Below are 20,238 nucleotides of genomic sequence, written 5' to 3'. Positions count from 1 at the left end.
ATGTCGCGCCTGAACCACACCCTGCGCCTGGGCCTGAAAGAGCTGACCAGCCTGCGCCATGACAGTGTGCTGCTGTTGTTCCTGCTATATGCCTTCAGCGTGGCCATCTACATGCCCGCAGCCGGCTCGGTGATCGGCGTGCACAACGCCAGTGTCGCGATAGTGGACGAAGACCACAGCCAGCTGTCGCGCAAGCTTGGCGAAGCCCTGCAACCGCCCGAGTTCCAGCCCGCCGTGCCGCTGGCCCCGGGGCGCCTGGACCAGGCCATGGACAGCGGCCAGTACACCTTCGTGATCAACGTGCCGGTGAATTTCCAGAGCGACCTGCTGGCCGGGCGCTCGCCGGAACTGCAGATCAATGTCGACGCCACGGCCATGAGCCAGGCATTCATGGGTGCCGGCTACATAGGCCGCATCTTCGAGCGCGAGCTGCTCGACTACAGCCAGCGGATCAACACGCAGAGCCCGGTGGCAATCAACGCCAAGGCCCTGTTCAACCCCAACCTGGAGGGTGGCTGGTTCCTGGCGGTGATCCAGATCGTCAACAACATCACCATCCTGGCGATCATCCTTACCGGCACCGCGCTGCTGCGCGAGCGTGAGCACGGCACCCTCGACCACCTGTTGGTACTCCCGTTGACCGCGCTGGAAATCATGCTGGCGAAAATCGCCAGTAACGCGCTGGTGGTGGTGATCTGCACCTGGATTTCGCTGGTGGTGGTGGTCAAGGGCGCGCTGGGCGTGCCGCTGTCCGGTTCGATGGGACTGTTCCTGGCCGTGACCGCGCTGTACCTGTTCGCCAGTACCGCGCTGGGCATTTTCCTCGCCACCCTGGCGCGCTCGACACCGCAGTTCGGCCTGTTGGCGATCCCGGTGATCATCCCGATGCTGTTGCTGTCCGGCGGCAGCACGCCGCTGGACAGCATGCCGCAGTGGCTGCAATGGGTGATGCAGGGATCGCCATCGACGCACTTCGTCAGCCTTGGCGCCGCAATCCTGTTCCGTGATGCCGGGTGGACGGTGGTGTGGCCAGACATCCTGGCGCTGGCCGTGATCGGCCTGGTGTTCTTCAGCGTGGCGCTGGCGCGGTTTCGCCGTAGCCTGGCGTCCTGAGCCGCGCATACCCGGCTCAAAATCTGAAAGATTGCGCGATTCCTGTGGGAGCGGGTTTACCCGCGAACACCGGCGCAGCCGGTGCCATGCACCGCGTTGGATTCTTCGCGGCTAAAGCCGCTCCCACAGGGATCGCGCCACAGTCCGGATTGCGCTGTTCCTGAGAGAGCCGGCTTGCCGGTCACTGCACGATCAGGTTGTTGAACAGCAGATCTTCGACGATCGGCTTGCCCTCTTCGGCTTCCATCACCTGTTGCACCTGCTTCAGCGCTTCCTGGCGAAGATGCTCCTTGGCCTCGACATTGCTCATGCTGTCCACCGACTGCTGGGTGAACAGCGCCACCAGCTGGTTGCGGATCAGCGGCTCGTGGTGCTTCACCGCCTTCGCGGCTTCGTCGCCGGTCACGCGCAGGGCCACGTCGGCCTTGTACACGCGCAGCCGCGGGCTGCCGTCGAGGGCATAGTTGCCGACAAAGGGCGGGCTCAGGCTGATGTAGGCTACCTTGGGCGCCCCTTCCTTGGCTTCCTCGGCCATGGCCGCAGCCGGCAGCAGCAGCGCCAGCACCATCAAGATCCACGCTTTCACGAATTCGCTCCTCAAATACAGTTGGCGCCAGCTTACCCAGCATGCCGCTCAAACCCAAGCCCGGGCTTGTGCCGCCACTTATGCCTGCACATCAGGGCAGGCCATGCTCGTTGACCGGGCAGGCGGCCCTCCTACACTTATCGGCCACGACCCGCAAAGGAATAGCCCCGATGAAAGCTGTGTTGTGCAAAACCCTGGGCCCGGCGCAAAACCTGGTGCTGGAAGAGGTGGCCAGCCCGGTGCCAAAGAAAAACGAGATCCTGCTGGATGTCCAGGCCGCCGGGGTCAATTTCCCCGACACCCTGATCATCGAAGGCAAGTACCAGTTCCAGCCACCATTGCCATTCTCCCCCGGCGGCGAGGCGGCGGGTGTGGTGGCCGCAGTCGGGGAAAAGGCCGGCGCGTTCAAGGTCGGCGACCGGGTCATGGCGCTGACCGGCTGGGGTGCGTTTGCCGAGCAAGTGGCGGTGCCGTTCTACAACGTGCTGCCGATCCCGGCGAGCATGGACTTCACCACGGCTGCGGCGTTCGGCATGACTTACGGCACCTCCATGCACGCCCTGCGCCAGCGCGGCCAGCTGCAGGCGGGCGAGACCCTGCTGGTGCTGGGCGCGTCCGGCGGGGTCGGCCTGGCAGCGGTGGAAATCGGCAAGGCCATGGGTGCGCGGGTAATCGCGGCCGCCAGCAGTGCGGAAAAACTGGCCGTGGCCAAGGCGGCCGGGGCGGACGAACTGATCGACTACCGCCAGGCCAGCCTGCGTGACGAGATCAAACGCCTGACCGGTGGCCAGGGGGTGGACGTGATCTACGACCCGGTGGGCGGCGAGCTGTTCGAGCAGGCGGTGCGCGGGCTGGCCTGGAATGGCCGGTTGCTGGTGGTGGGCTTTGCCAGCGGGACTATCCCGCAGCTGGCGGCCAACCTGGTGTTGCTCAAGGGCGCGGCGGTGCTCGGGGTATTCTGGGGGGCGTTTGCCCAGCGTCAGCCGGAGGACAATGCGGCCAACTTCCGGCAGCTGTTTGCCTGGCATGCCGAAGGCAAGTTGAAGCCGCTGGTGTCGCAGACTTATCCACTGGCTGAGGCGGGGGCTGCCATTGAAAAGTTGGGGCAGCGGCAGGCTGTGGGTAAGTTGGTCGTGCTGGCCAGGTAAGACAGTTCCGGCCTTTTCGCGGGTGAACCCGCTCCCACAGGGACCGCACCGCCCTCAAGGAATGTGCAGTACCTGTGGGAGCGGGTTCACCCGCGAAGAGGCCGGCACAGGTAATCAAACCTCCCGCAGGTTATGGCAGCGCCTGAACCGCGCCTCCAGGTTGCGATCAGGCATCTGGTGACTGCGCAGGGCATTCAAGGTTTGCTCGACATAATCGCGCGTGGTGCCATAGCGCCCCTTGGCACTGGCCAGGATCTGGCTGAGCAAGGTGTCCGGCAGGTTCCCGGCATAGCACGGCAAATGCCGCTCCAGCACGAAGCCCAGGGCCTGCACCTTGCTGCCATCGCCCAACCGGCAACTGAGCCAGTGCGGCCGGTACGCCGGGTACGGCATCTCGCGCTGCCACAGGGCCATCAGCGACTCGTCCAGGCTGCTTTCATCCAGCCGGTAGGCAAAACCACTGCAGGAGCCACCACGGTCCAGGCCGAACACCAGGCCGGGAGTTTCCGGGGTGCCGCGGTGTTCGTGCGACCACAGGTACAAGCCACGGTGGTAACCATGTACCCGCGCGCGTTGGCGCTCCACGGAGTTGCACTCCGGCCGCCAGATCAACGAACCATAGGCGAACAGCCACACCGGCCCACCCTGATGGCGAGACATGGTTGTCTTCATGGAATTGAACAACTGTTCGCGAGTATGTTGCTGACCGAAGTCGAGTGTCGGAGGATATGAAACTTCCCAGGACATACTTTCAAGTGCCGACATAAGCTGCCGCCATTATCCCTGTGAACTACGGATGTAGCGAGATTCGATTACGATGCGGCCCAAGGCCTATTTACCAAGGGCGCTTGCAGTAACCATAGGACAGAAAGGCAGGAATACTCAAGCCCTCACGCCAGCGTTTCATCCGCGCTGCCGACGACCGGAAAGTACTGTTTCAAAAACGGTGAAAGTTATTAGCCAAGGCGGTAACAATTACCGCCTTATACCCATACTTTCAAACTTCGGTTATTAGCCACGGGGTGCGTAGGCAAACACATCGGCGCGCATGCGATGCGCATCCATACCGGCTTCGACCAACGCGTCGAGAGTGGCATAGATCATGTTCGGCGAGCCGCTGGCATATACATGCACGCTGTTGAGGTCGGCAATATCCTCGCAGACCGCCTCATGCAGCATGCCGCATCGGCCTTCCCAGCCGCACAGGTCGCTGACCACCTGGTGCAGGAACAGGTTGGGCAGGCGCTGCCATTCTTCCCAGTGCTCGATCTGGTAGAAGTCCTCGGGCCGGCGCACGCCCCAGTACAGGTGTACCGGGTGCTTGAAGCCCTGGGCCCGGCAATGCTCGACCAGGCTGTGCATCTGGCCCATGCCCGTGCCGGCAGCGATCAGCACCAGCGGCCCGTCGGGCAACTCGGCCAGATGGGTGTCGCCGAACGGCATTTCGATGCGTGCCAGGCCGTCGCGCTTGAGCTGCTCGATCAGTTGCAGCGCACTGGGCTCGCGCGCCAGCACATGCAGCTCCAGCTCACGCCCGGTATGCGGCGCAGAAGCCAGCGAGAAGGCCGCCTGCTTGCCGCCGTCACGCTCGATCATCAGGTATTGCCCGGCGTGATAACGCAGCGGTTTGCCGGCTGGCGCGCGCAAACGCACACGCCAGACATCGCCACCGACCTCGACGCACTCACTGACACTGCACGCCAGTTTGCGCACCGGCAGCTCGCCCAGGGCGAGCACACCATCCCAGAGCAACACGCAGTCCTCCAGCGGTTCGGCAATGCAGGTGAACAGTTCGCCATGGTCACGGACTTCGCCGTCCTGGCGTACCCGGCCTTCGACCAACAGCGCGGCGCAGACATGGCAATTGCCATTGCGGCAGCTGTTCGGGCAGTCATAGCCCAGCCGCCGCGCTCCATCCAGGATCCGTTCCCCGGGTTCGAGCGCCAGCACCGCCCCGGACGGCTGCAACGTTACCTGCATCAATCTATTCCCAACTGATCCCACAGCTCATCGATACGGCGGGTGACGGCTTCGTCCTTGACGATGACCCGTCCCCATTCGCGTGTAGTCTCGCCCGGCCACTTGTGCGTGGCGTCCAGCCCCATCTTCGACCCCAGCCCGGATACCGGCGACGCGAAGTCCAGGTAGTCGATCGGGGTGTTGTCGATCATCACCGTATCACGCTTGGGGTCCATGCGCGTGGTGATGGCCCAGATCACATCGTTCCAGTCGCGGGCATTGATATCGTCATCGGTGACAATAACGAACTTGGTGTACATGAACTGTCGCAGGAACGACCACACACCCAACATCACGCGCTTGGCGTGGCCCGGGTACTGCTTCTTCATGGTCACCACCGCCATGCGGTAGGAGCAGCCTTCCGGCGGCAGGTAGAAGTCGACGATTTCCGGGAACTGCTTCTGCAGGATCGGCACGAACACCTCGTTCAGCGCCACGCCGAGGATTGCCGGCTCATCTGGCGGGCGGCCGGTGTAGGTGCTGTGGTAGATCGGTTTCTGCCGGTGGGTGATGCGCTCGACGGTGAACACCGGGAAGCTGTCCACTTCGTTGTAGTAGCCGGTGTGGTCGCCGTACGGGCCTTCCGGGGCCATTTCGCCCGGGTGGATCACGCCTTCCAGGATGATTTCGGCGGTGGCCGGTACCTGCAGGTTGCTGCCCCGGCACTTGACCAGCTCGGTGCGGTTGCCGCGCAGCAGGCCGGCGAAGGCGTACTCGGAGAGGGTGTCCGGCACCGGGGTCACGGCGCCGAGGATGGTGGCCGGGTCAGCGCCCAGGGCCACGGCGACCGGGAACGGCTGGCCAGGGTTCTTCTCGCACCACTCGCGGTAGTCCAGGGCACCGCCACGGTGGCTGAGCCAGCGCATGATGACCTTGTTGCGGCCGATCACCTGCTGGCGGTAGATGCCCAGGTTCTGGCGGTCCTTGTTCGGGCCGCGGGTGACGGTGAGGCCCCAGGTGATCAGCGGCGCCACGTCGCCCGGCCAGCAGTGCTGGATCGGCAGTGCGCCGAGGTCGACATCGTCCCCCTCGACCACCACTTCCTGACACACTGCGTCCTTGACCACTTTCGGCGCCATCGACACGACTTTCTTGAAGATCGGCAGCTTGGACCAGGCATCCTTCAAGCCCTTCGGGGGCTCGGGTTCCTTGAGGAAGGCCAGCAGCTTGCCGATTTCCCGCAGTTCATCGACCGACTCGGCGCCCATGCCCATGGCCACGCGCTCCGGGGTGCCGAACAGGTTGCCCAGCACCGGGATGTCGAAGCCAGTCGGCTTTTCGAACAGCAATGCAGGGCCCTTGGCACGCAGGGTGCGGTCGCAGACCTCGGTCATTTCCAGGACGGGGGAGATCGGAACCTGGATGCGCTTGAGTTCGCCGCGCTGTTCCAGGCCACGGATGAAGTCGCGCAAGTCGCGATACTGCATGCAGAAGCCTCGTGTTGGCCGTATCGGTCGGGGGTGCAGAGTGTAGCGCCGTTCGGGCTTTGTTTGGGGGCAAAAATGCATTGGGGCCGCTTCGCGCCCCTTCGCGGGCACGCCCGCTCCCACAAGGATCTCACTGAACCTGTGGGAGCGGGCGTGCCCGCGAAGGGCCGCAAAGCGGCCCCAATTACTGCCTGGCCTGAAACGCTTACTTGCGCTTCATCGACAGGAAGAACTCGTCGTTGGTCTTGGTCTGCTTGAGCTTGTCGACCAGGAACTCGATGGCGGCGATTTCGTCCATCGGGTGCAGCAGCTTGCGCAGGATCCACATGCGCTGCAGTTCGTCGTCGGCGGTCAGCAGCTCTTCGCGGCGGGTACCGGAACGGTTGATGTTGATGGCCGGGAACACACGCTTCTCGGCGATGCGGCGGTCCAGCGGCAGCTCCATGTTGCCGGTGCCCTTGAACTCTTCGTAGATCACTTCGTCCATCTTCGAGCCGGTTTCGACCAGCGCGGTGGCGATGATGGTCAGCGAACCGCCTTCCTCGATGTTACGCGCAGCACCGAAGAAGCGCTTCGGCTTCTCCAGGGCATGGGCGTCGACACCACCGGTCAGTACCTTGCCGGAGCTCGGGATCACGGTGTTGTAAGCCCGCGCCAGACGGGTGATGGAGTCCAGCAGGATGACCACGTCCTTCTTGTGCTCGACCAGGCGCTTGGCTTTCTCGATCACCATCTCGGCAACCTGCACGTGGCGGGTTGGCGGCTCGTCGAAGGTAGAGGCGACCACTTCGCCGCGCACGGTGCGCTGCATTTCGGTCACTTCTTCCGGGCGCTCGTCGATCAGCAGGACGATCAGGTGGCACTCGGGGTTGTTGCGGGTGATGTTGGCCGCGATGTTCTGCAGCATGATCGTCTTGCCCGCTTTCGGCGGGGCAACGATCAGGCCACGCTGGCCTTTGCCGATCGGGGCGCACAGGTCGATGACGCGGCCGGTCAGGTCTTCGGTGGAACCGTTACCGGCTTCCATCTTCAGGCGCTTGTTCGGGAACAGTGGCGTCAGGTTTTCGAACAGGATCTTGTTCTTCGCGTTTTCCGGGCGGTCGAAGTTGATGGTGTCGACCTTCAGCAGGGCGAAGTAACGCTCCCCTTCCTTCGGCGGGCGGATCTTGCCGACGATGGTGTCGCCGGTACGCAGGTTGAAACGGCGGATCTGGCTGGGCGAGACGTAGATATCGTCAGGGCCGGCCAGGTAGGACGCATCAGCCGAACGCAGGAAACCGAAACCATCCTGGAGAATCTCCAGCACGCCGTCACCCGAGATCTCTTCGCCGCTTTTCGCGTGCTTCTTCAGCAGGGCGAAAATCACGTCCTGTTTGCGCGAACGGGCCATGTTTTCGATGCCCATCTGTTCGGCCATTTCCAAAAGATCGGTAATCGGCTTTTGCTTGAGTTCAGTCAGGTTCATAAGGGGAATGACGTAATCATGTAAGAAGGGAGAATTAAGCTTCTGGCTTAATGAGGCCGCGCCGCTAGATGGCGACAGGATCGCGTACTGATTCGAATTAGGGATGCTTCGGCGACGGCGTGTAGAGGGCACTGGAAAAGCAGTGCGAGGCCGAATGTAACACTTGCTTTTTTCGACGTCTAGTGGTTTTGACCGGGTAAATCGTGCCATGTGGGAGCGGGTTTACCCGAGAAGGCGGCAGCGGGTTCGGCATCGAATTCGCGGGTAAACCCGCTCCCACAGGCCCTTCGTACAAAGAAAAGCCCCGCATCTGCGGGGCTTTTTCACATCACAGGTGGGCGTCGAGGAACGCGGCCAGCTGCGATTTGGACAGGGCGCCGACCTTGGTGGCTTCGACGTTGCCGTTCTTGAACAGCATCAGCGTCGGGATACCACGCACACCGTGCTTGGCCGGGGTTTCCTGGTTCTCGTCGATGTTCAGCTTGGCGACGGTCAGTTTGCCCTCGTAGGTAGCAGCGATGTCGTCCAGAACCGGAGCGATCATCTTGCATGGGCCGCACCATTCAGCCCAGTAGTCGACCAGCACCGGGCCTTGAGCCTGCAGTACGTCGGCTTCGAAGCTGGCGTCGGTGACGTGTTTGATTTTGTCGCTCATGGAAATCTCCAAGGTCGTAAGCAATAAAAAACGTTGCCCATCATAGCCGCACCCGTCTCCTACAGGAAGTCGCGGACGATTGAGTGTAACTATAGTTGTGCAAGACGCCGCGAATCGAAACCGTCATACGAGTGTCATAGCATCGAATGGCACATTGCCTTGCATCAAGGCCAGCACAACGGCTGAGTGTCACGCGTTGGCGATAGCCTGCTATCGTGGCACGATTGCCGGGTTAACGACCGAGAAAAACCAGATCATGCCGCATACCATCGCGAAGAACCTGTCCCTGATCGCCGCCATCGACCTTGGCTCCAACAGCTTTCACATGGTCGTGGCCAAGGCCCACCATACCGAAATCCGCATTCTCGAGCGGCTCGGCGAGAAGGTTCAGTTGGCCGCCGGCATCGACGAAGAGCGCATGCTCAGCGAAGAAGCCATGGAACGAGGCCTGGACTGCCTCAAGCGCTTTTCCCAGCTGATCAACGGCATGCCGGCAGGCTCGGTACGCATCGTCGGCACCAACGCCTTGCGCGAAGCGCGCAACCGCAACGAATTCATCCAGCGCGCCGAAGCCATCCTCGGCCACCCGATCGAGGTGATCTCCGGCCGTGAAGAAGCGCGCCTGATCTACCTGGGCGTGTCGCACACCCTGGCCGACACCCCGGGCAAACGCCTGGTGGCCGACATCGGCGGCGGCAGTACCGAGTTCATCATCGGCCAGCGCTTCGAGCCGCTGCTGCGCGAAAGCCTGCAGATGGGCTGCGTCAGCTTCACCCAGCGCTACTTCCGCGACGGCAAGATCACCCCGGCCCGCTACGCCCAGGCCTACACTGCTGCGCGCCTGGAACTGATGAGCATCGAGAATGCCCTGCACCGTCTGACCTGGGACGAGGCCATCGGCTCGTCCGGCACCATTCGCGCCATCGGTGCCGCCATCAAGGCTGGCGGCCTGGGCAATGGCGAGGTCAACGCCGAGGGGCTGGCCTGGGTCAAGCGCAAACTGTTCAAGCTGGGCGAGGTCGACAAGATCGACTTCGAAGGCGTCAAGCCGGACCGCCGCACCATCTTCCCGGCGGGCCTGGCGATTCTCGAAGCGATCTTCGATGCCCTGGAACTGCAACGCATGGACCACTGTGACGGTGCCCTGCGCGAAGGCGTGCTGTTTGACCTGCTGGGCCGCCACCACCACGAAGACGTGCGCGAACGCACCCTGAACTCGCTGATGGAACGCTACCACGTGGACCAGGGCCAGGCCGCGCGCGTCGAGCGCAAGGCCTTGCACGCCTTCGACCAGGTGGCCGACGCGTGGGACCTGAAAGACGGGAACTGGCGCGATCTACTCGGCTGGGCAGCGAAAGTGCACGAAATCGGCCTGGATATCGCCCACTACCACTACCACAAGCACGGCGCCTACCTGATCGAGCACTCCGACCTGTCGGGCTTCTCCCGCGAGGACCAGCAGATGATGGCCTTGCTGGTGCGCGGCCACCGCCGCAACATCCCCAAGGACAAGATCGCCGAGCTGGGTGAGGAAGGGGTCAAGCTGCTGCGCCTGTGCGTGCTGCTGCGCTTCGCCATCCTGTTCCACCACATCCGTGGCAACCAGCAGATGCCGAAGGTCGAGCTCAAGGCTGCCGACAGCAGCCTCGATGTGGCCTTCCCGGAGGGCTGGCTGGAACAGAACCAGCTGACCCAGGCCGACTTCGCCAACGAGGCAGAGTGGCTGGCCCGGGTCGGCTTCGTCCTCAGCGTACGTTGAGGACCGGGTTGCTCAGGCGCTCCAGCAGGGTCGCCTGGGCACTGCGCGGGTTCTGGTTGCCGGTCGGCGTGCTGCGCACGTAGCGCCCGTCCGGCTGCAGGGTCCAGGCGTGGGTGTTGTCGGTCAGGTAGCCTTCCAGTTCCTTCTTCACCCGCAGCAACAGCTTCTTGCCTTCCACCGGGAAGCAGGTCTCGACGCGCTTGTCGAGGTTGCGTTCCATCCAGTCGGCACTGGACAGGTAGATCTGCTCTTCGCCGCCATTGAGGAAGTAGAACACCCGGGTGTGTTCGAGGAAGCGGCCGATGATCGAGCGCACCTGGATGTTGTGGGAAACCCCCGGAATGCCTGGGCGCAGGCAGCACATGCCACGCACCACCAGGTCGATCTTCACGCCCGACTGGCTGGCCTTGTACAGCGCCTTGATGACCTTGGCGTCGGTCAGCGAGTTGAACTTGGCAATGATATGCGCCGGCTTGCCTTCGAGGGCGAACTGGGTTTCCCGCGCGATCATGTCGAGCATGCCCTTCTTCAGGGTGAACGGCGCGTGCAGCAGTTTCTTCATGCGCAGGGTCTTGCCCATACCGATCAACTGGCTGAACAGCTTGCCGACGTCCTCGGTGAGGGCGTCGTCGGAGGTCAGCAGGCTGTAGTCGGTGTACAGGCGGGCGTTGCCGGCGTGGTAGTTGCCGGTGCCCAGGTGCGCATAACGCACGATCTCGCCCTGCTCGCGACGCAGGATCAGCATCATCTTGGCGTGGGTCTTGAAGCCGACCACACCGTAGATCACCACCGCACCGGCAGCCTGCAGGCGGCTGGCCATCTGCAGGTTGGACTCTTCGTCGAAGCGCGCCCGCAGCTCGATCACCGCGGTGACCTCCTTGCCGTTACGCGCCGCGTCCACCAGCGCGTCGACGATTTCCGAGTTGGCTCCGGAACGGTACAGGGTCTGGCGCACGGCAAGCACGTGCGGGTCCTTGGCGGCCTGGCGCAGCAGGTCGATCACCGGGGTGAAGGACTCGAACGGGTGCATCAGCAGGATGTCCTGCTTGCCGATCACGCTGAAGATGTTGTCGGCGTTCTGCAGCAGCTTGGGGATCGCCGGGGTGAACGGGGTGTACTGCAGCTCGGGATGGCTGTCCAGGCCGGTGATGCTGAACAGGCGGGTAAGGTTGACCGGGCCGTTGACCTGGTACAGCTCGCTTTCGCTGAGGCTGAACTGCTTGAGCAGGTAGTCCGACAGGTGTTTCGGGCAGGTGTCGGCCACCTCCAGGCGCACGGCGTCACCATAGCGGCGCGAGAACAGCTCACCGCGCAGGGCGCGGGCCAGGTCGTCGACTTCTTCGGAGTCCAGCGCCAGGTCGGCGTTACGGGTCAGGCGGAACTGGTAGCAGCCTTTCACCTTCATGCCCTGGAACAGGTCGTCGGCGTGCGCGTGGATCATCGACGACAGGAACACGTAGTTGGCGCCTGGCCCCCCCACATCTTCCGGCACGCGGATGACCCGCGGCAGCAGGCGCGGGGCCGGGATGATCGCCAGGCCCGAATCGCGGCCAAAGGCGTCGACACCTTCGAGCTCGACGATAAAGTTGAGGCTCTTGTTCACCAGCAGCGGGAACGGGTGGGTCGGGTCCAGGCCGATCGGGGTGATGATCGGGGCGATTTCGTCGCGGAAGTAACGGCGCACCCAGGTCTTGAGCTTGGGTGTCCAGTAACGGCGGCGGATGAAGCGGATATTGTGTTTTTCCAGCTCGGGCAGCAGCACGTCGTTGAGGATCGCGTACTGGCGCTCTACTTCGCTGTGCACCAGGTCGCTGATGCGCGCCAGTGCCTGGTGCGGCTGCAGGCCATCGGCGCCGGCCTGTTCACGGGCGAAGTTGATCTGCTTCTTCAGGCCGGCGACACGGATCTCGAAGAACTCGTCGAGGTTGCTGGAGAAGATCAACAGGAACTTGAGGCGTTCGAGCAGCGGATAGTTCTCGTCCAGCGCCTGTTCCAGCACACGGATATTGAATTGCAGCTGCGAGAGCTCGCGATGAATGTACAGGCTGCTGTCGTCCAGGCCTGGGACGATGATCGCCGGGGCCGGTGCGGGCGCCGGAGCCGCAGGCTCTGCCACCGGTTCTGCCGCAGGCACGGGCGCCGGCGGCAGGTCTGGCGGGGTCTGCACCATCTCTTCGGGGATTTCCTGAGCATCCTTGATCGCGACAGGGGTTAGCACTTCATTATTCATCTGGCGTTCCTGAGGACGTTAACGCCCTATCATCAATTGAGCGGCAAGATAAGCGCCCATTATGACGCCTGTGTTACACACCAGGGCAAGCCATGGCGCATGGCTTCTGGCATTCTCCGAGCAGGAATTGTTCATGTCGAGACACATTTGGACACTTTCACGAACGCGCGCGAAGGGGTAGGCTTCGCGTTCATTTCGCCAGCACCTCAGAAAATGCTTCAACAATTCCTGCAGGATTTCGGCTACTTCGCCCTTTTTCTAGGCACCTTCTTCGAAGGCGAGACCATTCTGGTGCTTGCGGGGTTCCTTGCGTTCCGCGGTTACATGGACATCAATCTGGTGTGCCTGGTGGCGTTTTTCGGCAGCTATGCCGGCGACCAGCTGTGGTACTTCATGGGCCGTCGCCACGGGCGCAGGATCCTGGCACGCAAACCACGCTGGCAGGCGATGGGTGACCGGGCGCTGGACCACATCCGTCGCCATCCCGACATCTGGGTACTGAGTTTCCGCTTCGTCTATGGCCTGCGCACGGTCATGCCGGTGGCCATTGGTCTGTCTGGCTACCCGCCACGCCGCTACCTGCTGCTGAACGGTATCGGCGCGGCCATCTGGGCAGTGGCCCTGGGCGCGGCCGCGTATCACTTCGGCGCCATCCTCGAAGGCCTGCTGGGCAATGTGAAGCGCTACGAGCTATGGGTGCTCGGCGGCCTGCTGGCGCTGGGCGGCCTGCTGTGGCTGCGCCGGCGCTTCCGCACGTTGCGCGCGGAGCGCAAGGCGGCGGGCATGCCCCAGGCCCCAGAGGCTGAGCAGGCTGTAAGCCACGAGCAGGAACCAGGCCAGCGGCACGACCACCGCTAAGCCCAGTGCGCCGGCCAGGTACAGCGCCGGCGCATTCGCCAACAGCCGTACCCACTCCAGGCGCACGGCCCATGGCCGGTTCTCCAGCAGCGCGCCCAGCACGAACAAACCAAACGCCATCAGCGCCCAGCCGAGTACCAGTGCGGCGGTTGGCACGCGCTCGGCCACCTCCATCAGGTAGCTGCCCAGCGCCACGTAAACCACGAATTGCGCCGCCACATAGGCCTGCTGCGCGCGGCCCAGGGCCACCTCGAACTTGCGAAACAACGCCAGGTCCTGCTTGGCCTGTGGGTAGCGTGCGGCCACATCGGCCGGGCGCCAGCCGGTGGGCATGAACCAGATACGCAGCTTGTCCCACAGGCTGCCGGCGCGCCGGGCATCGTGCCAGAGCAGGGCATAGAACTGCAGGTTGGCCCACAACGGGTTCCAGCTGGCCAGCGGCGTGGTCACCCCGAACACCACCGGTTCGGCCGGGTCCTCCTCTTTGAAGGTGCCGAACAGACGGTCCCAGAGAATGAACACGCCGCCATAATTGCGATCCAAGTAAGCAGGATTTTGCGCATGGTGGACGCGATGGTTGGATGGCGTGATCAACACCCACTCGAGCCAGCCCAGCTTGGGAATGTGCCGGGTATGCACCCAGAACTGGTACAGCAGGTTGAGCGAGGCCACCGTGATGAACACCAGCGGTGGCACACCGAGCAACGCCAGCGGCAGGTAGAACAGCCACGAGAAGATGAACCCGCTGCTGGTCTGGCGCAGCGCCGTGGTGAGGTTGTACTCCTCGCTCTGGTGATGCACCGAGTGCGCAGCCCACAGCACGTTGCGCTCGTGGCCAAGACGGTGCAGCCAGTAGTAGCAGAAGTCATACAGGACAAAGGCCAGCAGCCACACCCACCAGGCCTGCGGTGGCAGGCGCAGCAGCGCCAGGTGCTCGAACGCCAGGGCATAGGTCACCAGCCCGACCCCTTTGGTCAGCAAGCCGGTACTGGTCGACAGCGCGCCGGTGCTGAGGCTGTTGATCGAGTCGGCCAGGGTGAAGTTGCGCTGGCCACGTACGCGGTCAGCCACCAGCTCGACGGCGATCAGCACGAAGAAGAACGGCACGGCCAGCAGGATCAGGTCCATGGGTACGACCTCAGACGTTATCCGCCAAGATTAGGCCGCGCTCGCAGGAATCCCTATGGCTACATCTGCCAAACTAGAGGACATTTAGCGCCTCGACACTGGAGTAAAAAGCATGACAAAAAAAGTAGCGGTGATTCTTTCCGGCTGTGGCGTTTATGACGGCGCCGAAATCCACGAAAGCGTGATCACCCTGCTGCGCCTCGACCAGCGTGGTGCGCAGGTGCAGTGCTTCGCGCCGAACATTGCGCAGATGCATGTGATCAACCACCTGACTGGCGAGGAAATGCCCGAGTCGCGCAATGTGCTGGTGGAGTCGGCGCGCATTGCCCGCGGTGAGGTCAAGGACATCCGCGAAGCCAAGGCCGAAGACTTCGATGCGCTGATCGTGCCGGGCGGTTTCGGGGCGGCGAAGAACCTGTCCAACTTTGCCGTGGAAGGCGCCAACTGCAGCGTCCACCCGGATGTGCTGGCCCTGGCCGAAGCCTTTGCCGACGCCTGCAAGCCGGTTGGCCTGATCTGCATCTCGCCGGCGCTGGCGGCGAAGATCTACGGGCCAGGCGTGGTCTGCACCATTGGTAGCGACGCCGGCACTGCGGCGGCGGTGGAGAAGATGGGTGGCACCCATGAGCCGTGCGATGTGCACGATATTGTCGAGGACACCCAGCGCAAGCTGGTGACTACCCCGGCATACATGGAGGCCAAGTCGATCAGTGAAGCGGCTGGCGGGATCTACAAGCTGGTGGATCGGGTGCTGGAGCTGACCCACGAGTAACGGGTGCAAGATTCAGAATCTGACGCGGTCCCTGTGGGAGCGGCCTTGTGTCGCGAAAGGGCCGCAGCGCGGCCCCGGCAATTTATGCGGCGAAGCTGAAATCCTGGGGCCGCTTCGCGGCCCTTTCGCGACACAAGGCCGCTCCCACACGTCGCACCCACCCCGCCAGCAGGGTCGCTTCAGGGTTTGGATAACCGGGCAATGATCCGGTCCAGCGCATTGGCAAACGCCTGCTTCTCACGCTCGCCATAAGGCGCCTGCCCTCCCCCCACCTGGCCCTGCTCGCGCAGCTCGGTGAACAGGTTGCGCGCAGCCAGGCGGTCGCCCATGTTGCGCTCGTCGAACTCGCGCCCGCGCGGGTCCAGCGCCGCCACGCCCTTTTTCACCAGGCGGTCGGCCAACGGCACGTCACTGCAGATCACCAGCTCGCCGGGCACGGCGTGCTCCACCAGGTAATCGTCGGCCGCGTCCATGCCGCTGGGCACCACGATCAGGCGCACGATCGCGAACGCCGGTTTGGCCACAGCCTGGCCCGCCACCATCACCACCTCGAACTTGCGCTTGAGGGCGAACTTGACGATCAGATCCTTGGCCGCCTTGGGGCAGGCGTCGGCATCGATCCAAACACGCATCGGAAAACCTCGCAATCAGCTTTAGGCCGCCATCATGCCTCAAGCGCAGCGAAAGCTGGAGCAGCCCACGCGCGCTGGAAAAATGGCGCCAATATTTCAATTGCCGCTTATCCACCTGCGCCACTCAGGCTAAACTCGCCACAGCTCCGCTGGCCTGCCCGAGTGCGCAATGAACCACCCCCACGAAATCCGCCCCGACCTGGACGAAGGTATCGACCGCAAGGTCCTGGCGACATTGCGTGCGCGCTTCCTGCGGCTCAACCAGGGCCGGCTGCAGCGGGCCCTGGAGGGCCTGTCGACGCGCCAGCAACAGGTGCTGACGCTACTGCCGCTGCTGTTTCATGTGAACCACCCTCTGCTGCCGGGCTATGTCTCCGGCAGCACCCCCGCTGGCGTATCGGGCTACGAGCCAAGTACCGACCTGGTAGTCGAGGCCCAGCGCCTGGCCCGCTCGTTCACCTACAAGGCCCGCCATGGCAATTCACCTCGGCCGATCCACGGCCTGTTCCTGATGGGCAGCCTGGGCTCGCTGGCCCAGGCCGAGCAAAGCGACATGGACCTGTGGGTGTGCCATGCACCCGGCCTGGCCGACGAGCTGCTGGACGAACTGCGGCGCAAATGCCAGCTGCTGGAGGCGTGGGCGGAAAGCCTGGGTGCCGAGGCGCACTTCTTCCTGATCGACACGCAAGGTTTCGCCCAGGGCCAACGCGAAGGCCAGCTCGGCTCCGACGACTGCGGCACCACCCAGCACTATCTGCTGCTGGACGAGTTCTATCGCACCACTATCTGGCTGGCCGGGCGTACGCCGCTGTGGTGGCTGGTGCCGGTCTACCAGGAACACCATTACCACGCCTACACCCAGACCCTGCTGTCCAAGCGCTTCATCCGCAGTCAGGACGCCCTCGATCTCGGCAACCTGGCCCACATCCCGCCCGGCGAGTTCGTCGGCGCCGGCTTGTGGCAACTGTTCAAAGGTATCGACTCACCCTACAAGTCGCTGCTCAAGTTGCTGCTGACCGAGGCCTACGCCAGCGAACACCCCTCCGTACGCTGCCTGAGCCTGGACTACAAGCAGGCTGTGTTCGCCAACCAGCTTGACCTCGACGAGCTGGACCCCTACGTGATGGTGTACCGGCGTATCGAGCGCTACCTGCTGCAGCGTGGCGAATTCGCGCGCCTGGAGCTGGTGCGGCGCAGCCTGTACCTGAAGGTGAACAAGAAGCTCAGCGACCCGGCCCGGGCCAATGGCTGGCAACGCCGACTGTTGCAACGCCTGGCCGACGAGTGGGGCTGGGACGAGCGCCAACTGGCCCTGCTGGACAGCCGCAGCCAATGGAAAGTGCAGCAAGTTGCCGTCGAACGCCGTGAACTGGTGGCCGAACTGAACCACAGCTACCGCTTCCTCAGCCAGTTCGCCCGCACCCAGAACGCCAGCAGCCGCGCCGACCAGCGCGATCTCAATGTGCTGGGCAGGCGGCTTTACGCGGCCTTCGAGCGCCGCGCCGGCAAGGTCGAAGTGATCAACCCTGGTATCGCCCCGGACCTGGCCGAAGGTACCCTGACCCTGGTCCAGGCGCCCAACCGCAAGGAGCCCGGCAGCCACCACTGGGGGCTGTACACCGGCAACCTGAGCCCCCATGAGGTGGACCACTTCAGCCCGCTCAAGCGCTGCCGCGAGCTGCTCGAACTGCTGACCTGGGCCCATCGCAACGGGGTGATCGACAGCAGCACGCGCCTGGCGCTGCACCCGGGTGTCAGCGACCTCAGCGAATACGAGCTGTTCAACCTGGTCGGCTGCCTGCAGCAAAGCATCCCCCTGCCCTTGCCGACCGTCAGCGAGGTGCGCCTGCTGCAACCCAGCGTTGCCGACGAAGTGCTGCTGCTGGTCAACGTCGCCATCGACCCGCTGCGTCACCACCGCGACCTGAACATCCTGATGACCACCGAGCGCACCGACTCGTTGAGCTATGCAGGCGTGCGCGAGAACCTGGTACTGACCCTGGACCAGGTCACCCTCAACAGCTGGAACGAGGTATTGGTCCAGCGCTTTGATGGCGAGCACGCGCTGGTGCGCTGCCTGCGCGACTTCCTCAACAGCCCCGTGCTGCGCGGCCACCGGCCGAGGGTGCGGGTGCGCTGCTTCTGCCAGAGCCGCGCCCAGGCCATCGGCCAACGCGTGGAGGAAATTTTCGACACCGTGCAGCTGCTGCTGGACCAGGGCCTGAACCACCGCTACCTGCTGCAGGTGGCCCAGCACACCCATGTGCTGGAGCTGCTGCCCGGGCATGTCGGCCTGACCACCCTGGCCGAACATGAGGCGCTGCTGGAGCACCTGGGCGAAGAGCGTATTGCCTACAGCCCGCTGTACCTGGATGCCAACGCTTTGCAGGACCACGACCTGCGCCTGGTGCTGGAGCAGGGCCGGCCGGCCTGCATCCAGGTGTTCTACCGCCTGCAGAGTGGCTGGGCCGAGCTGTATGTGCTGGATGAATACAACGCCCTGTGGCAACAACGCCTGCCCCTGCACGACGAAGCCCACCTGCTGTTGCCGCTGCAGCGTTTTCTGCGCTCGGTGGTGATGCGCCGCGATGCCCGGCTTCCGCTGGATAACCTGCGGCCGGCCTCGCTGGACATCCTCTACGCGCAACTGTTGCCGTCCGGGCCAGGCAAGGCCCGCAGCATCGAGCCGCGCCTGACCCCGGTCGAAGGTAACGACCAGCCTTACTATGAGGTGCAGGCGATCATCCAGGCCGGGGTGGCCGGCGCGGCCCATGTGACGCTGTATTGCGACCAGCAGGAGTTTTCCGAACTGGAGCATGGTGAGCAGCTGTATGCGGTGGTGGCCCGGCAGATCATCGGCCAGCGACGAGGTGCAGGGCAGTACCGCTGCTACATCACCGACCTGGACTTGTCCGAATTGCTGGATGACCAGTTGGGGTCGACGCAGGTGTACCTGCGCTACAAGCGGGAGCTGGAGCAGGCTTTGAACGAGGGGTTGGAGCAGGTTTTGGCGCAAGAGGCTTGAATTGCCAGGGGCGGGTTGCGCCCCTTTCGCGACACAAGGCCGCTCCTGCATCGATCGTGCAAACCCAACTCATGGGGACTACGCGGACATTGTAGGAGCGGCCTTGTGTCGCGATGGGCCGCAAAGCGGCCCCCATGGCCCTTACAGGTCGAAATCGCCCGCGGCTTCTGGCTGGTATTCCACTTCCAGCAACTTCAGCTTGAGGGTCTTGCCCCCCGGTGCCGGCCAGTCGATCTGCTCGCCCACCGACAACCCCAGCAAGGCGCAACCAATCGGCGCCAGGATCGAGACCTTGCCTTCCGGTCCGGCATCCTTCGGGTACACCAGGGTCAGGTGGTAATCCTTGCCGCTGGCTTCCTCACGGCAGTGCACGCGCGAGTTCATGGTCACCACGCCAGCCGGGACTTCCTCGTGACCGACCACCTGCTCGGCGCGGTCCAGCTCGCCCATCAAGGCGAGCACACCCGGCGTACTCTCGTCGAGGCTGTCGATCAGACGCTCCAGACGTTGTACGTCCAATCGGGTGAGGATGAGGGAAGGCTTGGTGCTCATGATCCAGTCAGACTCCTTTGAACAGGCGGTTTTCATCGTGCAGATAAAGCAAAACCCCGCCCAAGGGCGGGGTTTGTGAAGGCTTTGGCGTCACCGACGCAGAACCCGACGTTACCACAGCCGGGTAAATACTCAAGCCCTTGCGATCAGTGTGCCTTAGCCTGGTCGCGCAGGGCCTGGGCCTCGCGGCAAATCTGCCGGCGCCTCTCGTCATCGGCCGAGCGCCATTCGCGGATGTGCTCGACATGCCGGTGGCAACCTGTGCAGACCCGCTGTTCGTCCAGCCGGCAAACGCTGATGCAGGGCGACGGCACGGCGGGGCTGACATTGCTGTAGAGCGGCTTGGGCGGCCGGGTCTGGGTGCTACTCATGTCAGATCTCGTCGAAGTCCAGCTTCTCGCCGGCCCGCTCCCAGACGATGCGCTCGAGCATTTCGCCCAGCAGCTCCTCGCTCTTCTCGCACACCCACTTGCCGCTGTCTTCGTCGTAGTCGAAGTGGAAACCGCCGGAGCGGTCGGCCAGCCACAGCTGACGCAGCGGCTCCTGGCGGCTGAAGATCAGTTGGGCGCCGCCCTCGAACTTGACGGTGAGGACGCCGCCGGAGTTTTCCATGTCCAGGTCCAGGCCGCTCTCGTCGAACAGGTCTTCCAGGGCCTGTTGGGTCGCGTCGACCAGATCATGGAAACGCGCTTCACTCAAACTCATTGCAGGAACCTCGAAATTGGCTGCGTTACAGGCAAGCCCGGCAAGATACGGGCGCTTGCCGCCGAATGCAAAGGTTTAGCCGCTACCTTCACAGGCCCCTTCGCGGCCAAAGCCGCTCCCACAGGGGTAGCGCAAGGCCCGAGGCCAGTGCAGTACCTGTGGGA

Annotated in this window: 17 protein-coding genes and 1 pseudogene; 6 read left to right on the top strand and 12 right to left on the bottom strand. The window is 63.6% G+C overall.

Annotated features, from left to right (window positions below; translation table 11 throughout):
* The gene (locus tag J5M71_RS23640) at positions 1 to 1,113 is read left to right on the top strand and encodes an ABC transporter permease (RefSeq protein ID WP_207837602.1); all 1,113 of its coding nucleotides are present in this window, start codon (positions 1 to 3) and stop codon (positions 1,111 to 1,113) included.
* 181 nt (positions 1,114 to 1,294) lie between these two features.
* Here J5M71_RS23640 and J5M71_RS23635 read toward each other — a convergent pair whose 3' ends face one another.
* On the bottom strand, positions 1,295 to 1,699 hold the full coding sequence (locus J5M71_RS23635; protein WP_025341058.1) for a flagellar basal body-associated protein FliL: 405 nt from the start codon (positions 1,697 to 1,699) through the stop codon (positions 1,295 to 1,297).
* Positions 1,700 to 1,869: 170 nt separating this feature from the next.
* Here J5M71_RS23635 and J5M71_RS23630 point away from each other — a divergent pair, with 170 nt between their 5' ends.
* Positions 1,870 to 2,847 (top strand): NADPH:quinone oxidoreductase family protein, encoded by a 978-nt coding sequence (locus tag J5M71_RS23630; RefSeq protein ID WP_207837599.1) that lies wholly within the window; start codon positions 1,870 to 1,872, stop codon positions 2,845 to 2,847.
* A 114-nt stretch (positions 2,848 to 2,961) separates the two neighbouring features.
* Here the strand turns inward: J5M71_RS23630 and J5M71_RS23625 are convergent, their stop codons facing one another.
* From J5M71_RS23625 to trxA, 5 genes are all read right to left on the bottom strand, one after another.
* Positions 2,962 to 3,612 carry a gamma-glutamylcyclotransferase gene (locus J5M71_RS23625; protein WP_025341060.1) on the bottom strand — a complete coding sequence of 217 codons (651 nt, stop codon included), beginning with the start codon at positions 3,610 to 3,612 and terminating at the stop codon, positions 2,962 to 2,964.
* Between the two features lie 246 nt (positions 3,613 to 3,858).
* Entirely contained in the window at positions 3,859 to 4,827 is a 969-nt protein-coding gene (locus J5M71_RS23620) for a CDP-6-deoxy-delta-3,4-glucoseen reductase (protein WP_063912174.1), read from the bottom strand.
* Positions 4,827 to 6,293 (bottom strand): 4-hydroxy-3-polyprenylbenzoate decarboxylase, encoded by a 1,467-nt coding sequence (ubiD, locus tag J5M71_RS23615; protein WP_025341062.1) that lies wholly within the window; start codon positions 6,291 to 6,293, stop codon positions 4,827 to 4,829. The genes J5M71_RS23620 and ubiD overlap by 1 nt, the downstream gene beginning before the upstream one ends.
* 205 nt (positions 6,294 to 6,498) lie before the next feature.
* Entirely contained in the window at positions 6,499 to 7,758 is a 1,260-nt protein-coding gene (rho, locus tag J5M71_RS23610) for a transcription termination factor Rho (protein WP_003253661.1), read from the bottom strand.
* A gap of 328 nt (positions 7,759 to 8,086) precedes the next feature.
* Complete coding sequence (gene trxA / locus J5M71_RS23605) at positions 8,087 to 8,413, bottom strand: thioredoxin TrxA (protein ID WP_012274768.1); 327 nt, start codon at positions 8,411 to 8,413, stop codon at positions 8,087 to 8,089.
* Positions 8,414 to 8,669: 256 nt separating this feature from the next.
* On the opposite strand from trxA, the gene ppx reads away from it, so the two are divergent.
* On the top strand, positions 8,670 to 10,172 hold the full coding sequence (ppx, locus tag J5M71_RS23600; protein ID WP_063912176.1) for an exopolyphosphatase: 1,503 nt from the start codon (positions 8,670 to 8,672) through the stop codon (positions 10,170 to 10,172).
* Here ppx and ppk1 read toward each other — a convergent pair.
* On the bottom strand, positions 10,159 to 12,402 hold the full coding sequence (gene ppk1 / locus J5M71_RS23595; protein WP_207837596.1) for a polyphosphate kinase 1: 2,244 nt from the start codon (positions 12,400 to 12,402) through the stop codon (positions 10,159 to 10,161). The two genes, ppx and ppk1, sit on opposite strands and share 14 nt — an antisense overlap.
* A gap of 213 nt (positions 12,403 to 12,615) precedes the next feature.
* Between ppk1 and J5M71_RS23590 the strand changes: the two genes are divergently transcribed.
* Entirely contained in the window at positions 12,616 to 13,260 is a 645-nt protein-coding gene (locus tag J5M71_RS23590; RefSeq protein ID WP_172827492.1) for a DedA family protein, read from the top strand.
* A gap of 501 nt (positions 13,261 to 13,761) precedes the next feature.
* Here J5M71_RS23590 and J5M71_RS29360 read toward each other — a convergent pair.
* Positions 13,762 to 14,388, bottom strand: a pseudogene (locus J5M71_RS29360) (sterol desaturase family protein); the annotation flags it as partial.
* A gap of 112 nt (positions 14,389 to 14,500) precedes the next feature.
* Between J5M71_RS29360 and elbB the strand changes: the two are divergent.
* On the top strand, positions 14,501 to 15,160 hold the full coding sequence (gene elbB / locus J5M71_RS23580) for an isoprenoid biosynthesis glyoxalase ElbB (protein WP_207837593.1): 660 nt from the start codon (positions 14,501 to 14,503) through the stop codon (positions 15,158 to 15,160).
* Between the two features lie 179 nt (positions 15,161 to 15,339).
* On the opposite strand, the gene J5M71_RS23575 is transcribed toward elbB, so the two are convergent.
* Positions 15,340 to 15,792: a YaiI/YqxD family protein gene (locus J5M71_RS23575; protein WP_013974739.1), complete on the bottom strand. Its 453-nt coding sequence runs from the start codon at positions 15,790 to 15,792 to the stop codon at positions 15,340 to 15,342.
* A gap of 169 nt (positions 15,793 to 15,961) precedes the next feature.
* Here J5M71_RS23575 and J5M71_RS23570 point away from each other — a divergent pair, with 169 nt between their 5' ends.
* Positions 15,962 to 18,817: a class I adenylate cyclase gene (locus tag J5M71_RS23570; protein ID WP_207837591.1), complete on the top strand. Its 2,856-nt coding sequence runs from the start codon at positions 15,962 to 15,964 to the stop codon at positions 18,815 to 18,817.
* 141 nt (positions 18,818 to 18,958) lie between these two features.
* On the opposite strand, the gene rnk is transcribed toward J5M71_RS23570, so the two are convergent.
* The 3 genes from rnk to cyaY form a co-directional block, all read right to left on the bottom strand.
* The gene (rnk, locus tag J5M71_RS23565) at positions 18,959 to 19,369 is read right to left on the bottom strand and encodes a nucleoside diphosphate kinase regulator (RefSeq protein WP_087500868.1); all 411 of its coding nucleotides are present in this window, start codon (positions 19,367 to 19,369) and stop codon (positions 18,959 to 18,961) included.
* A gap of 146 nt (positions 19,370 to 19,515) precedes the next feature.
* Entirely contained in the window at positions 19,516 to 19,740 is a 225-nt protein-coding gene (locus J5M71_RS23560) for a DUF1289 domain-containing protein (protein ID WP_207837590.1), read from the bottom strand.
* A gap of 1 nt (position 19,741) precedes the next feature.
* Positions 19,742 to 20,074, bottom strand: a complete 333-nt coding sequence (gene cyaY / locus J5M71_RS23555; protein WP_014592812.1) for an iron donor protein CyaY — start codon at positions 20,072 to 20,074, stop codon at positions 19,742 to 19,744.
* Between the last annotated feature and the right edge of the window lie 164 nt (positions 20,075 to 20,238).

Origin of the sequence: Pseudomonas sp. 43(2021) (assembly GCF_017490805.1) — a bacterium.
Taxonomy (GTDB): domain Bacteria; phylum Pseudomonadota; class Gammaproteobacteria; order Pseudomonadales; family Pseudomonadaceae; genus Aquipseudomonas.
The sequence above is the reverse complement of the archived record's forward strand: the minus strand, read 5'-3'. Positions and strand labels throughout refer to the sequence as shown.

Excerpts from the sequence above, each read along its gene's own strand:
- J5M71_RS23590 (WP_172827492.1), top strand. The coding sequence starts at position 12,616 with ATGCTTCAACAATTCCTGCAGGATTTCGGCTACTTCGCCCTTTTTCTA.
- J5M71_RS23625 (WP_025341060.1), bottom strand. The coding sequence starts at position 3,612 with ATGTCGGCACTTGAAAGTATGTCCTGGGAAGTTTCATATCCTCCGACA.
- J5M71_RS23575 (WP_013974739.1), bottom strand. The coding sequence starts at position 15,792 with ATGCGTGTTTGGATCGATGCCGACGCCTGCCCCAAGGCGGCCAAGGAT.
- J5M71_RS23570 (WP_207837591.1), top strand. The coding sequence starts at position 15,962 with ATGAACCACCCCCACGAAATCCGCCCCGACCTGGACGAAGGTATCGAC.
- elbB (WP_207837593.1), top strand. The coding sequence starts at position 14,501 with ATGACAAAAAAAGTAGCGGTGATTCTTTCCGGCTGTGGCGTTTATGAC.
- ubiD (WP_025341062.1), bottom strand. The coding sequence starts at position 6,293 with ATGCAGTATCGCGACTTGCGCGACTTCATCCGTGGCCTGGAACAGCGC.
- rho (WP_003253661.1), bottom strand. The coding sequence starts at position 7,758 with ATGAACCTGACTGAACTCAAGCAAAAGCCGATTACCGATCTTTTGGAA.
- J5M71_RS23640 (WP_207837602.1), top strand. The coding sequence starts at position 1 with ATGTCGCGCCTGAACCACACCCTGCGCCTGGGCCTGAAAGAGCTGACC.
- J5M71_RS23560 (WP_207837590.1), bottom strand. The coding sequence starts at position 19,740 with ATGAGTAGCACCCAGACCCGGCCGCCCAAGCCGCTCTACAGCAATGTC.
- J5M71_RS23620 (WP_063912174.1), bottom strand. The coding sequence starts at position 4,827 with ATGCAGGTAACGTTGCAGCCGTCCGGGGCGGTGCTGGCGCTCGAACCC.
- ppk1 (WP_207837596.1), bottom strand. The coding sequence starts at position 12,402 with ATGAATAATGAAGTGCTAACCCCTGTCGCGATCAAGGATGCTCAGGAA.
- J5M71_RS23630 (WP_207837599.1), top strand. The coding sequence starts at position 1,870 with ATGAAAGCTGTGTTGTGCAAAACCCTGGGCCCGGCGCAAAACCTGGTG.
- cyaY (WP_014592812.1), bottom strand. The coding sequence starts at position 20,074 with ATGAGTTTGAGTGAAGCGCGTTTCCATGATCTGGTCGACGCGACCCAA.
- rnk (WP_087500868.1), bottom strand. The coding sequence starts at position 19,369 with ATGAGCACCAAGCCTTCCCTCATCCTCACCCGATTGGACGTACAACGT.
- trxA (WP_012274768.1), bottom strand. The coding sequence starts at position 8,413 with ATGAGCGACAAAATCAAACACGTCACCGACGCCAGCTTCGAAGCCGAC.
- ppx (WP_063912176.1), top strand. The coding sequence starts at position 8,670 with ATGCCGCATACCATCGCGAAGAACCTGTCCCTGATCGCCGCCATCGAC.